We start from the raw sequence: 13759 nt of genomic DNA on the forward strand, positions 1-13759 counted from the left end.
TTTAACTGCACAGTACATAAATAAAGACAGCTAGTTTTTTAAAAATATTGCTAAGCCATATCCTTATAAAACCGAATGTTATTACAAATGCCTCAAGCCCAAGTTTAACTTGGGCTTCTTTGTATAGGTCTTTTCTTGGGAAAAAATTGACTGCTATTTCACCTTCAATCGCGATTTGAGCAAAAGCATTTTTGCAATCTGTACTAATATGGCTTAAAATAGCAGCCTTGCTGTAGTGATGCACGGCAGTCAATTTTTTAAATTGATTCATATCGAAATTTTTTATAGAAGCATCTCGGAGAAATCGAATGGCTTTAACAAACGCAGATCGCGCAGAGATCATCGCTAAATTTGCTCGTGCTGAAAATGACACTGGTTCTCCAGAAGTTCAAGTAGCACTTTTAACTGCTCAAATCAATGACTTACAAGGTCACTTTAAAGAGCACAAGCACGATCACCATAGCCGTCGCGGTCTTATCCGTATGGTTAACCAACGTCGTAAGCTTCTTGACTACCTTAAAGGTAAAGACGCTACTCGTTACAGCGATTTGATTGCTGCTTTAGGTTTACGTCGTTAATTCGATTTAAACTTTGTTTTTCGGATTATTGCATGTTGAGTGCTGTAGGACTAAAAACAAAAGCATATCTAACTTTGGTTAGATAATGGGGAAGGGGCGAATGTTCGCTCCTTCTTTGTGTTTAAAATCTAGTGAGGTCGGCTTCTAAGCTTTGTCATTTACACAATATCATGATTGTGAATGCCAAACCTTAGGGGTCTCCACTAGAATAAAATCAGGAAAGAAAAATATATGTCGATGTTTAATATTGTTCGTAAAGAATTCCAATACGGTCAACATACCGTAACACTAGAAACAGGTCGCGTTGCACGTCAAGCAAATACTGTGGTGATTACCATGGGTGGCGTGACTGTACTTGTTGCAATTGTTGCACAACCAAAAGCAAAAGCGGGTCAAGATTTCTTCCCACTCACTGTAAACTACCAAGAAAAGCAATATGCTGCGGGTCGTATTCCAGGTGGTTATGGTAAGCGTGAAGGTCGTCAATCAGAATCTGAAACTTTAATTTCACGTTTAATTGACCGTCCAATTCGTCCATTGTTCCCAGAAGGTTTCTATAACGAAATCCAAGTAACTGCAACAGTGGTTTCTTCTGATAAAACGATGGAAGCTGATATTGCTGCAATGTTGGGTACGTCTGCTGCAATGTCAATTGCCGGTGTTCCATTCCGTGGTCCAATTGGTGGTGCGCGCGTTGGTTTGATCAATGGCGAATACATCCTTAACCCAACCACTGAACAATTAAAAGAGTCAGATCTTGATTTAGTGGTTGCAGGTACTGAATCTGCGGTACTTATGGTTGAGTCTGAAGCGAAAGAGCTTTCAGAAGATCAAATGCTTGGAGCTGTATTGTTTGGTCACGACGAAATGCAAATTGCAATTCAAGCGATCAAAGAATTTGCAACTGCTGCAGGTGCGGTTGAATCAACTTGGGTTGCTCCGGTTAAAAATGAAGAACTTCTTGCTAAATTAAAAGCAGCATTTGAAGCGAAAATCTCTGAAGCGTATACCATTGCTGTTAAGCAAGATCGTTATGCAGCATTAGATGCACTTCATACTGAAGCTGTTGCTCAGTTTGTTCCTGAAGAAGACGAAACAGGTATTGCAGCTGAAGTTGACGAATTATTTGAAGAATTAAAATACCGTACAGTACGTGACAATATCTTGTCTGGTAAGCCACGTATTGATGGTCGTGACACGAAAACTGTTCGTGCAATTGATGTGCAAGTTGGCGTATTAGGTCGTGCTCACGGTTCTGCACTATTTACACGTGGTGAAACTCAGGCGTTGGTAACAACGACTTTGGGTAACACGCGTGATGCGTTAATGGTTGATACCCTTGCAGGTACAAAAACTGATAACTTCATGCTTCATTACAACTTCCCTGCATATTCTGTAGGTGAAACTGGTCGTGAATCAGGTCCTAAACGTCGTGAAATTGGTCATGGTCGTTTAGCACGTCGTGGTGTTCAAGCTGTTCTTCCTGCAGCTGACCGCTTCCCGTATGTGATTCGTATTGTATCTGACATCACTGAATCAAATGGTTCATCTTCAATGGCGTCTGTATGTGGTGCATCATTGTCACTTATGGATGCAGGTGTGCCATTGAAAGCACCAGTTGCAGGTATTGCAATGGGCTTAGTAAAAGAAGGCGAGCGTTTTGCAGTTCTGTCTGACATCCTAGGTGATGAAGATCACTTAGGTGATATGGACTTTAAAGTTGCAGGTTCTGCCAACGGTATTACTGCACTTCAAATGGACATCAAGATTGAAGGTATCAACGAAGAAATCATGGAATCTGCATTAAACCAAGCTTATGCTGGTCGTATGCACATCTTAAATGAGATGAACCAAGTGATTTCACGTGCACGCCCAGAAATTTCTATGCACGCGCCGACATTCCAAGTGATCAATATCAACCCTGATAAGATCCGTGACGTGATTGGTAAAGGTGGTGCAACTATCCGTGCCATTACTGAAGAAACTAAAGCGGCAATTGATATCGAAGATAACGGTACAGTACGTGTATTTGGTGAAACTAAAGCTGCTGCAATGGCTGCGATTGCAAAAATCCAAGCTTTAACTGCTGAAATTGAGCCTGGCACAATCTACACAGGTAAAGTAATTCGTATCGTTGAATTTGGTGCGTTTGTAAATATCTTACCGGGCACTGATGGCTTACTTCATATCTCACAAATTTCTAACGAACGTATTGCTAATGTGGCAGACGTGTTGACAGAAGGTCAAGAGATTAAAGTACAAGTTGCTGATGTCGACAACCGTGGTCGTATCAAGTTAACGATGAAAGAAATCGAACAAGCATAATTGCTTTGTGTTGATTGAAAAAAAGCCCGCATCAGCGGGCTTTTTTTATGGACTTTGTACTTTTTGCAACATCAAATACATTTGATCTTTAAGCTTTAATTTTTTGCGTTTTAACATTTCAATGTCATCCCGAATTTGACTTAGAGGGTCAAGTTCTAACTGCATTACGGTTTTATCTAGCTGCTCGTGCTCTTCAAACATCTTAGCAAAATGTGGATTATTCTCACGCAATTTCGGAATTAAATCACGAAACTCAGGAAACATGAACTTGGTCTTTTTATTACATTCTTTGGTTTTCATAGTACTTTTAAAATCTCAACTGAATTTGATTGACATACAAACAAGAGGCTGCCTAAACAATGCCATGATTAGCTATGGATAAAGTTGCAGTGTTTGACTTGTTTACGTAGCTGTTGTACTTCATCAATCAAATCAAGCATCATCGCGACGGCAGAAAAACTAGCATCAAAGTCACGTTGTAAACGATAGGCTTGTTGAGCACGTAAAAGGTCAGCGGCAAAAAACTGATGAATGCGCTCTTCTGGGCGGCGTGGCAAAATTTCATAGTCTAAAAGCTGCAAGACCCATTCAGGGCTTTGTCCACAGGTTTGTGCAAAGCTGTGTAAATCAAAACTCACGCCGTCTTCTATATTCTCTAGGCTTTCACGATGATGGATGGTAGTCATGGACAACTCCTTGTAGTCGGTGTTCACAAAGCAAAATTTTTGCGACAAAGCTTAGGCATGAGTGAGTAGACATTGGCAAGCTAGGACGAAGAGGATGAGGTGCTTTAACAGCATAAAAATTGGATTTTGCTCATGCTTAATTTGTCTATTATTTAATCATTATTGTATGTTTTAGCCATTAAGGCTAGGGGGAGTTTGTGTAGCTTTGTTGCAAAAAGATAAACGGCGAACCCAAAAAAAAGGCAGCGCTAAGCTGCCTTTTAAGTGATTGATTTAACTCAAATGTTGACCAAATAAACCCAAAGCTTCTTCGGCACTAAAGGTATAGCTGGTGTTACAGAACTGGCAGCTAATCTCAATTGGATTTTGATGTTCTAGGGTTTCACGCACACCTGCGACGCCAATTTGTTCTAAAGCAGTGGCACAGCGTTCTTTAGAGCAAGTGCAACCAAATTTAAGCTGTTCTGCTTCAGGTAAACGCACCTCTTCTTCATTATATAAACGATATAAAATGTCGGTAGCGCTGAGGTCTGTCAGCTCTTCAGCTTTTAAGGTACTGGTGAGCATGGTTAAACGAGGCCATAAATCTTCATCAACACGTTGCTGTTCTTCTTCACTGTTACGCGGTAACAATTGGATGAGTAAACCACCCGAACGTTGCTCATTACTTGCCAATATAATACGCGTTGCAATTTGTGCAGATAAATCATAATACTGCATTAAGCATTCTGCTAAGGTGTCATGTTCAAGCGGTACCACACCTTGGTAGCGTTGACCGACCTCTGGCTCAATGTTAATAAATAACACTGGTTTAACTAAGCTTTTAAGTACTGTGCTTGAGTCATCTGCTTGATTAAAACGCGCATCAGGTTCGTATTCAGCCAAAGCACGTACTTCACCTAAATGGTTACATTCAGCCATCGCCCACTTGAGGGTACCTGACGCCTGAATTTGTAAGCTAATGCGACCTTTAATTTTTAAGGTGCTAGCAAGTAATGCTGTAGCGCTGAGCATTTCGCCCAATAAAACTTTAATCGCAGGTGCGTAATCACGCTGCGCTAAAATTGTGGTTAAAGTGTGCTCAAGATGCACAACTTCGCCACGAACAGGGCTATCTTCAATAAAAAAGCGTTGACGTAAATCAGACATAAAATTCTCCAAACCCTGTCTTAATGGTGGCTATATTGTAAATCACAAGTCATCTAGCTTCATCTGTTGTGATGTGGATGGGCTTAAATCACGCTTGAGTTTCGCAAGGCGCTTGGCTTTAAACTCAGCATCTTGTTGAAATAAGTAAGCCAATTCATCTAAAGCTGCTTCTTGAGTTTGATACAGCTTAGTATCATCATATTCGATATGCTGTTGTTGGCGTTGTAATGTTTGGTCGTGAATTCGAAACTCTTCTATACTCGTCATCAGAGGTTCATCTTGCTTGTTTAAAGATGCCAAACTTTTTTGGGCTAATTCTAAAGCAGATAAATAGGTTTCTCGCCAAATATGGGCAATGCCTAAATCTTTTAACAAATGCGCATGATGGCGGTCGCGAGCACGTACAAAAAGCTCAATCTCAGGATAATTTAACTGTAAATAGCGCACAATATTGATATTGTCTTCTACATCATCTACTGCAATCACTGCAACTTTAACCTGTGCTAAGGTTAGTTTTTCTAATTGTGTGGCGTCGGTGGCATCTAAAACATGCAAACTCCCCCCATAGGCTTCTAGTGCTAAATCTGCTTTGATATGACTGTCGATGGCTGTAAATGGGGTGTGTTGCAGATGTGCCACGCGTGCCACCAATTGTCCAAAACGCCCAAACCCAATAATCAATAATGGAGCGTTAACCAGATGTTCTGAGCTAGTGTCTTGTGGTTGGAGGCGCGGCAACAAATAGCGTTGGACTACAATGAATAAAAATGGTGACAGTAAAAAATTCAACATCAATAAAATTAGATAAGGCTCTAGTAAGGCTGCATTGGCGATTTGTTTTTCAAAGGCCATATACAACAAGATAAAACCAAATTCGCCACTACTGAGTAAAGCGGCTGCGCTTAAAGTACTGTCTTGCCAAGAGAGCTTAAAATAACGGCTAAGTGCCACATAAAGCAGCATCTTAACCAATAACAACGTGATTAAGCCTACACCTAAAAACAACGGCTGCTCAACAATGAGTTGTAATGGCAGGCTGAGCCCCAAAACAATAAAAAATGCAGCAAAAACTAAACCCTGCAAGGGGCGAACATACAGTTTTAAACGCTGCTCAAAACGTGAATCAGAAATTAAAAAACCAGCAAGCATCGCAGCTAAAGTTGCATGGATACCTAACGCATCTAAGGCAATAAAACTTAAACTGGCACTAAACACCGCACTGGCTAGGATGAGTTCATGGGTATGTGTTTTTTCTAACAGATCAAATACGGGTTGTAGCACATAACGTTGTAGTAAATATAAACCACTGATTGCAGCCACTAAACTCATCACATAGGCCAAGCCATGTTGAGGTGATGCCATATTAAATAGTGGCAACGCAGCCATAAAAATTGCAGCAATTAAGCTCTGCACTAAGCCAAATTGTGTTAATTTTTGGGTGATACGAGAATTTAAGATAGTTTTGAGTTGCTGCTGTAATAAGCTAAAACTCACCAAACTTAACGCGCCACTAATGATTAAGCTTTGCAGCACAGTTAAACCTAAGGCAAAAACACCAAGCACGGTGCCTAGACTGCTTAAAATGAGCCATGCAGCAACAGGCAATTGAAGCATTTGTTTATGGATTGAGATTAAACGCGAAGGATGCAGTTGCATGCCCACTAAAAATAATAAGAATAACAGACCTAAGTGTTGCAGTTGTTTGAGTTCCACACTTAAATCAATTAGATTTAAAGCAAAAGGCCCAAGCATAATCCCTGTAATGACATAGCCGAGCAAGGAGGGGAGTCCTAAAGACTTGGTCATAGGCACCAAGACCAAGGCAAACGCCAAGATGATCGTCAGTTGTATAAGTAAAGACATGCAGCGTCCTGTGGTAAACAGCAGTTCAAGCGGTAATTTAGCTTAATTCTTGTGGGTCAATATCAAGGCTCAGTTTCATCTGTGAGGGTTTTTGTTGCAACAGATTTGGCCACCATGTACGTAACTGTAGATGCAATTGTGCACGATCTTGTGCCAACATCACCATATGCGCATGAAAGCGGTTGGCTTTACGCTCCATAGGCGCGGGAATGGGACCCCAAATGGTGATGGTATCATTAGACATTTCACGTAAAAAAGTGGCATGTTGTTGTAGAAAATCTAAGTTTTGTTCTTGTAAGCGTGATTCACAGCGTAGTAATGCGGCATAACGAAAGGGTGGTAATTGGGCAATCTCACGCTCGCTTAAGGTTTGTTTGGCAAATGCACGATAGTCATTATTGACTAAAGTACTTAGTAACGGATGATCAGGCCGTAGTGTTTGTAAATACACATCACCTTTACGCTCCCCACGACCGGCACGGCCTGCAACTTGAATAATCAATTGTGCGGTACGTTCAGGGGCACGAAAGTCAACACTGAGCAAACCTGAGTCTATATCTAAGATGGCCACCAAAGTTACATAAGGAAAATGATGACCTTTAGCCAGCATTTGTGTGCCTAATAAAATCAGCGGCTCGCTACTATGAATCTTGTCATAAATCTTTTGCCAACTGCCCACACGGCTTGTCGAATCACGATCGACACGTAATACAGGATAATCAGGAAAAAGCTGCTTGAGTTGCTCTTCAACTTTTGCAGTGGCCAAACCGATGGGTTTGAGTTCTTTGTGCTGACAACTTGGGCATTGATCAGGTTGACGTTGAATCGTGCCACAGTGATGACAATGCAAATGTAAATAAGGTTGCTGATGTACGGTAAAATTGGCATCGCAATGTGGGCATTTGGCTTGCCATGCACAGCTATCACAAATTAATACAGGTGCATAACCACGACGGTTTAAAAACACCAAGACTTGTTCTTGTTTTTCTAAGCGTTTGCCTATTTCAGTGATTAAGCTTTGGCTAATGCCTTGCACTTTTTGCTCAGCTTTTAAATCCAAAACATGGATTTTAGGCATGACGGCGCTACCGGCACGTTGGTTGAGTTGTAGTGCGGTCATTTTGCCTTGCTGCACAAGGGCATAACTGTCGATGCTTGGGGTGGCAGAACCTAAAATAATGGGGCACTGTTGTAAATAGGCGCGGTATAACGCCACATCACGGGCATGATAGCGAAAACTTTCTTGCTGTTTAAAAGACAAATCATGTTCTTCATCTAAGATAATTAAGCCTAGGTTATGCATGGGCGCAAAAATTACTGAACGTGTGCCTAAAATAATTGAGGCTTTACCCGTCTGGGCGTGTTGCCATGCTTGTAGGCGTTTTGAGTCATTTAGCCCTGAATGCATCAGTACAATATTGCAATGAAAGCGTGATTGAAAGCGGCTAATGGTTTGTGGGGTTAAACCAATTTCAGGCACCAATACCAAGACTTGTTTGCCTTGTTTGAGCACTTCTTGCATGACTTGCAAATACACTTCGGTTTTGCCACTGCCGGTTAAACCATCAAGCAAAAATGCGTGATATTTGTTTTTGGCTTTTAAAATACTTTGAATGGCGACTTTTTGTTCATCGTTGGCAGTTAATGGCATGTGTGCCAAAGTCATGGGGATGGGGCTAAAATCTTGAGCTTCCAACACACAATCAATAATGCCTTTTTTTTCCAACGCTTTTAAAGTTGCGGTTTCAATGCCGGCTAAATTCAGAATATTTTCCGCCGTGCCAGTCGGATGTAGCTTTAAAATTTTGTACGCTTCTTGCTGTTTTTCAGAGCGTTTAATTTTATTTTCTGCGATTAAATCGAGCACTCGCCACATACGAGCCAACAAATTATAAGGTCGTCCTTGACGCAATAAACTTGGCAACGCGCTATGCAAGACTTCGCCTAAGGGAAATTGGTAGTATTTAGAAGCCCAAGTGAGCAGTTTTAAGCTGTTGGTATCAAAAATTGCCACATCGTCTAATAATTCGGTAATACTTTTTAGTTTAATATGTGGCGCAATCGGTGCATCGGGTTCGAGCTTTTCAATAATGATGCCCACTAAGTTTTGTCGACCAAAAGATACGGCCACACGCGCACCGACTTGGGCTTGCTGATATTGACTTTCAGACAACAAATAATCAAAGCAATCGTAGAGGTGAACCGGTACGGCCACACGAACACGATAGTTAAGATTGGACATAGTACGCTCAACTTGACAAGGTAAATGCAATGGGTATGTGATAAAGAGTTATGTTAGAGTGATCACACATTTTATAGCCCTCACTATGAATGATTTTGCGTCTGTGGCGCAACTGAAGTTCAGGGATTTTTTTTGGAAAAATTAGAGCATTAACATGCCTGCATATCAATTTACTGCGCTCGATGCTGCAGGAAAACAGCATAAAGGCGTACTTGAAGCCGACTCGGCACGCCAAATTCGACAGCAATTGCGCGATCAACAGTTACAACCCATTCGTGTAGAGCCGGTAGAACAACAACAAGATGCAAGCCAACGTGCATGGTGGCATAAAAAAGTCAGTGCTTATGATTTAGCTTTAATGACCCGTCAGTTGTCTGTGTTAATTGCAGCGTCGATTCCTTTAGAAGAAGCATTACGTGCGGTCAGTAAACAAAGTGAAAAAGCCCATGTGCGTAATGTCTTAATTTCGGTACGTTCTAAAGTACTTGAAGGCTATTCATTGGCCAAAGCCCTTGATCAAGCCGGACGTTTTCCCGAACTTTATATTGCCACCATTGCCGCAGGTGAGCGCTCAGGGCATTTAGATTTAATTTTAGAACAGCTTGCCGATTACACCGAAAATCGCTTTGCCATGCAAAAAAAGATTCAAGGTGCCATGATTTACCCGATCATTTTAATGCTGATGTCTTTTGCTATTGTCATGGGTTTAATGACCTATGTGGTGCCGGATATTGTCAAAACATTTGACCAAAATCCTGAAGCCTTGCCGTGGATTACAGTCGCATTAATGTATAGCAGTGATGTGATTCGTGTGGCGTGGCCTGCAATGTTGGTCATGGGTGTGGTGGGTGGGCTGTTATGGTTACGCTTTTTAAAAACCCAGGCAGGACATTATGCCTTTGACCGTTTGATTTTAAAATTGCCCTTATTGGGAAAATTGTCGCGTGGCATTAATGCAGCACGCTTTGCCAGTACTTTGTCCATTTTGACCCAATCGGGTGTACCACTTGTTGATGCACTTAAAATTGCCGCAGCGGTGAGTAATAATTGGGTGATTCGTGATGCTGTTAATGTGGCAGCAGAAAAAGTCACCGAAGGGGGCAACTTAGGCACGCAATTAGAGCGCAGTGGTTATTTTCCACCCATGATGGTACAAATGATTAAAAGTGGTGAGAGCTCAGGGGAGTTAGATCGCATGTTAGAGCGCTCATCGACCATGCAAGATCGCGAAGTCACCAGTTTAATTAGCACTTTATTGGCTTTGCTTGAGCCGTTAATGTTGGTGCTGATGGCCAGTATTGTGTTGGTGATTGTAATTGCCGTGATGCTGCCGATTGTCAATATGAATAATATGATTTAATAAAATGTGTATGAACGAGATGAACATGAATACAGCAAAACATAACATGCCGCGTCTAAAACGTGCCGCGGGTTTTACCCTGATTGAAGTGATGGTGGTGATTGTAATTTTAGGCGTGTTAGCTGCCTTAATCGTACCCAATGTGATGGGACGTGGTGAAAAAGCTAAAGTGGATACCACTGCTATTACCTTAAAAGGTGTGGCAGGTGCATTGGATCAATATAAGTTAGACAACAGTCGTTATCCAAGCATGCAAGATGGTGGTTTAGAAGCATTGGTGACGCAGCCTGAGTCAGCCAAAAATTGGATGCCAGGCGGCTATGTAAAAGGTGGTTATCCAAAAGACAGTTGGGACAATGACCTACAATATATCGCGCCGGGCAGTGAAGGTCGTGCCTTTGATTTATACTCATTTGGTGCCGATGGTAAAGAAGGTGGTGAAGGCACAGATGCCGATATTTACTATCAGCCTTAATTGAGAATCATTCTAAAATTTTAATAGATTGAATATATCACTTCAGTGCATCGGTTGTTTCAATCTAGACTGAAGTGATAATACATCTTAATACCATAAATTATATTAAATATATGATTTATATAAATTAAAATAATAATTGATAGATGCGACTTATAATAAGAATTATTCCCATATTTAATGATTACAATAATCAAAAAATATGTAGAGAAATAGGCTTTTTATTTAAAAAACAAACTCGCATAATGTCCTCATCGCAAGGTTTTTGACGAAGGAGGATGGAATGAAAGCGTTAATTTTGTCGGATGAAATCAACCAATTCCATTGGTCTATGTTGAAATCGGTGCTATTGGTACTGAGCTTATTGCCGATGAGTCAGATGTTTTTAAATGGCTGGCAAGCCACTGAAGGCAGTAGCCAAATTATGGTGGGTTTTTTTGCCATTAGTTTATTTAGTGCCATCACGTTATTAAGTTTTTACTTTGCTTTACAAGCCACAGTTGCCAAATTACAGCAGCAAGAGATGACGGTGCTTGAGCAGCGTGTGATACAGCTGTATCGTTATGTGCCGATGCTATCGCTTGCCAGTATGTTGTCTTACTTAAGTTTACAGATTTAAAAAAACCGAGGCATTGACCTCGGTTTTGTTTGTTTAGCGTCTTGATTTAAACGACACATCAACTTTCTTTGGTCGGAAGAACCAACCTAATAACAGCAATAATAGTGATACCACAATAATTGGCCAATCACTTAAACGCGTATATAAGGTCTGTCCTTGCATAGCAGGTAACTCACCACGTAACACCACAGCTTGATCCATTGGGGCACGTTTTACGATTTCCCCATCATGATTAATAATGGCCGTCACGCCGGTATTGGTGGCACGAACAAACCAACGTCCATTTTCTTTGGCACGCATTTGTACCATTTGCAAATGTTGTAACGGTCCTGCTGTACCGGTAAACCATGCATCATTAGACACGGTCACCAAGAAATCACTTTGACTGGCATTACGACGGGTTAAATTCGGATAAGCCACTTCATAACAAATTGCCGCGCCTAAGTTATGCTGATGAACCTTAAGTGGTGTTTGATCATTGGCACCACGACTAAAGCCACTCATCGATGGGTCATTTTGTAAGGCAGGCAATACCCAACTTAAAAAGCCCGACAGTGGAATATATTCACCAAAAGGCACTAAGCGTTGCTTTTTATAAATGCCTTCAGCTTGTGTACCACTGGCCATAATACTGTTATAGAACATGGGATGCTGTTCACGTTGCGATTCGGCCAAATCCCAATACGGAATACCGGTAACCCATGCACTGCCTGTATTTTGCGCTTGCTGTTGCATAGCATCTAAAAATGGCTGAATGTCAGTTTGGAACATTGGAATGGAAGATTCAGGCCAGACAATTAAATCGCGTCCCCATTCGCTACGGGTTAAATCTGCATAAATACTCAAGGTTTTGCCTTGATATTCGGTCAGCCATTTTAAATCTTGAGGAATGTTACCTTGAATCAAAGACACCGAAAGCGGAACAGTTGCTTTTTGTTGAACAAATTCAATTTGACTGGCTGCCCATGCACCAATGAGTAAAACTGCTGATGGCACTGCCCAAATAAAGCGTTTGCGGCATAACTCGACCAAAGCACAGGCTAAGATAATCACCACAAACGAGACGCCAAACACCCCAAACAAAGGTGCATATCCATCTAAGAAATAACCGGTAAAGGCATAACCTGCAAACAGCCATGGGAAACCGGTAAACACCCAAGTTTTTGCCCATTCAAACAATACCCACAATGGTGCAAAGGTGAGTGGTGTTTCGGGAAAAAAGCGACGATAGCTCCATGCCTGAAACGCACTAAACAACCCCATGATCAGTGCCATGACTGCAATCATTAAAATGGCAAGTGGTGCTGCGGTATCGCCATAGACATGAATTGAGGTATACAGCCAAAATGCACCCACAAACCATAAACCAATACCGTAACTTAAGCCAATGGCAAACGCATGCACAGGTGAGCGTTTATGCAGTGCTGCATACAGTAAAGCCGGTGAGAGCAGGGCAATATACCACTGCTCAAAGGGTGCTAAGCTAAAACTAAAAATTGCGCCTGCGATGAGTGCCAACAACAGCGGAAAAATAAGCGGCAAGGCTTTTTTTTGCTCTACATCACGGGCTAATTTGTTGAAGTACGCTCTCATTGACGCACAGCCTGAATCAATTGAATGCTACGCGCATCGGCTTTTAAAATAGTGAACTGCCAATGGTCAATGGTTACGGTTTGACCTTGTAAATCACTGACCAAGCCAATCTCTTGCAGCAATAAACCGCCCATGGTTTCCACTTCATCATCAGGGAAATTTGTGTTGAGCATGTCATTAAAGTATTCAATCGGGGTTAGGGCTTGCACTAACCATGTATTGGTAGTTTGTGGGTCTTGATCGGGAACAATATAGTCAGATTCGGCATCGGCTGTATCGTGCTCATCTTCAATTTCCCCAACGATTTCTTCTAAAATATCTTCTAAGGTCACTAAACCTGAAGTTGAGCCATATTCATCCACCACAATCGCCATATGCGTTTGGGTATTTTTAAGCATCCGTAGCACTTGATCTGAACGTGCACTTTCAGGCACAAACAAAGGCTGACGCATTAAGGCATGGACATGAATACTTTGACCGGGATTTAATAAAAACGGCAATAAATCTTTGGCCAATAAAATCCCCACCACATTGTCGGGCTGTTCTACCGAAAACACCGGAAAACGTGAATGTGCCGATTCAACCAAGATTGGTAAAATATCAATCAGTTGATCATCTTCTTGCAAACTGACCATAGCTGGACGCTGGGTCATCACTTCACGAATTTTAGTAGCCGGAAGGTCAAGTACACCTTCTAACATAGCCACTGTGTCGGGTTCTAAAAATCGACGTGAATCTTGTACTAATTTTAGCAATTCATCGCGGGTTTCTGGCGCGGTACCTAACCATTTGCGTAAACCGCGCATACCCCACGATGGGCCTGATTCCTCGTGCATGATCTTTCCTAAAGACTCTTAATATCAAAAAAT

At 41.6% G+C, this 13759-nt stretch carries 13 protein-coding genes; 5 read left to right on the forward strand and 8 right to left on the reverse strand.

The genetic code is table 11. The annotated features are described in order from the left end of the window. Position 1 precedes the first annotated feature (1 nt). Positions 2-271, reverse strand: a complete 270-nt coding sequence (locus tag Q0017_RS03005; RefSeq protein WP_298142480.1) for a hypothetical protein — start codon at positions 269-271, stop codon at positions 2-4. Positions 272-308: 37 nt separating this feature from the next. On the opposite strand from Q0017_RS03005, the gene rpsO reads away from it, so the two are divergent. Both rpsO and pnp read left to right on the forward strand, forming a co-directional pair. After that, on the forward strand, positions 309-578 hold the full coding sequence (gene rpsO / locus Q0017_RS03010; RefSeq protein WP_004692669.1) for a 30S ribosomal protein S15: 270 nt from the start codon (positions 309-311) through the stop codon (positions 576-578). Between the two features lie 237 nt (positions 579-815). Then, a complete protein-coding gene (pnp, locus tag Q0017_RS03015; protein WP_298142573.1) occupies positions 816-2903 on the forward strand; it encodes a polyribonucleotide nucleotidyltransferase in 2088 nt (695 codons plus the stop codon). 45 nt (positions 2904-2948) lie between these two features. On the opposite strand, the gene Q0017_RS03020 is transcribed toward pnp, so the two are convergent. The 5 genes from Q0017_RS03020 to Q0017_RS03040 form a co-directional block, all read right to left on the reverse strand. Continuing rightward, positions 2949-3203, reverse strand: coding sequence for a DUF465 domain-containing protein (locus Q0017_RS03020; RefSeq protein WP_298142483.1), 255 nt, complete (start codon positions 3201-3203; stop codon positions 2949-2951). A gap of 68 nt (positions 3204-3271) precedes the next feature. Then, positions 3272-3589, reverse strand: a complete 318-nt coding sequence (locus Q0017_RS03025; protein ID WP_298142486.1) for a chaperone modulator CbpM — start codon at positions 3587-3589, stop codon at positions 3272-3274. 273 nt (positions 3590-3862) lie between these two features. Then, positions 3863-4738 carry an Hsp33 family molecular chaperone HslO gene (locus tag Q0017_RS03030; protein WP_298142489.1) on the reverse strand — a complete coding sequence of 292 codons (876 nt, stop codon included), beginning with the start codon at positions 4736-4738 and terminating at the stop codon, positions 3863-3865. A gap of 42 nt (positions 4739-4780) precedes the next feature. Continuing rightward, positions 4781-6601: a cation:proton antiporter gene (locus tag Q0017_RS03035; protein ID WP_298142494.1), complete on the reverse strand. Its 1821-nt coding sequence runs from the start codon at positions 6599-6601 to the stop codon at positions 4781-4783. 37 nt (positions 6602-6638) lie between these two features. Beyond that, positions 6639-8843, reverse strand: coding sequence for a primosomal protein N' (locus Q0017_RS03040; RefSeq protein ID WP_298142497.1), 2205 nt, complete (start codon positions 8841-8843; stop codon positions 6639-6641). A gap of 154 nt (positions 8844-8997) precedes the next feature. On the opposite strand from Q0017_RS03040, the gene gspF reads away from it, so the two are divergent. The 3 genes from gspF (at position 8998) to Q0017_RS03055 (ending at position 11297) form a co-directional block, all read left to right on the forward strand. Then, positions 8998-10203, forward strand: coding sequence for a type II secretion system inner membrane protein GspF (gspF, locus tag Q0017_RS03045; protein WP_298142501.1), 1206 nt, complete (start codon positions 8998-9000; stop codon positions 10201-10203). A gap of 10 nt (positions 10204-10213) precedes the next feature. Next, entirely contained in the window at positions 10214-10678 is a 465-nt protein-coding gene (gene gspG, locus Q0017_RS03050) for a type II secretion system major pseudopilin GspG (protein WP_298142504.1), read from the forward strand. Positions 10679-10961: 283 nt separating this feature from the next. Beyond that, positions 10962-11297, forward strand: coding sequence for a hypothetical protein (locus Q0017_RS03055; RefSeq protein ID WP_298142507.1), 336 nt, complete (start codon positions 10962-10964; stop codon positions 11295-11297). Positions 11298-11330: 33 nt separating this feature from the next. Here the strand turns inward: Q0017_RS03055 and lnt are convergent, their stop codons facing one another. Both lnt and Q0017_RS03065 read right to left on the reverse strand, forming a co-directional pair. Further along, complete coding sequence (gene lnt, locus Q0017_RS03060; RefSeq protein ID WP_298142510.1) at positions 11331-12890, reverse strand: apolipoprotein N-acyltransferase; 1560 nt, start codon at positions 12888-12890, stop codon at positions 11331-11333. Beyond that, on the reverse strand, positions 12887-13726 hold the full coding sequence (locus Q0017_RS03065; protein ID WP_298142513.1) for an HlyC/CorC family transporter: 840 nt from the start codon (positions 13724-13726) through the stop codon (positions 12887-12889). The genes lnt and Q0017_RS03065 overlap by 4 nt, the downstream gene beginning before the upstream one ends. Positions 13727-13759 lie beyond the last annotated feature (33 nt).

The organism is uncultured Acinetobacter sp. (assembly GCF_947624825.1).
Taxonomy (GTDB): Bacteria; Pseudomonadota; Gammaproteobacteria; order Pseudomonadales; family Moraxellaceae; genus Acinetobacter.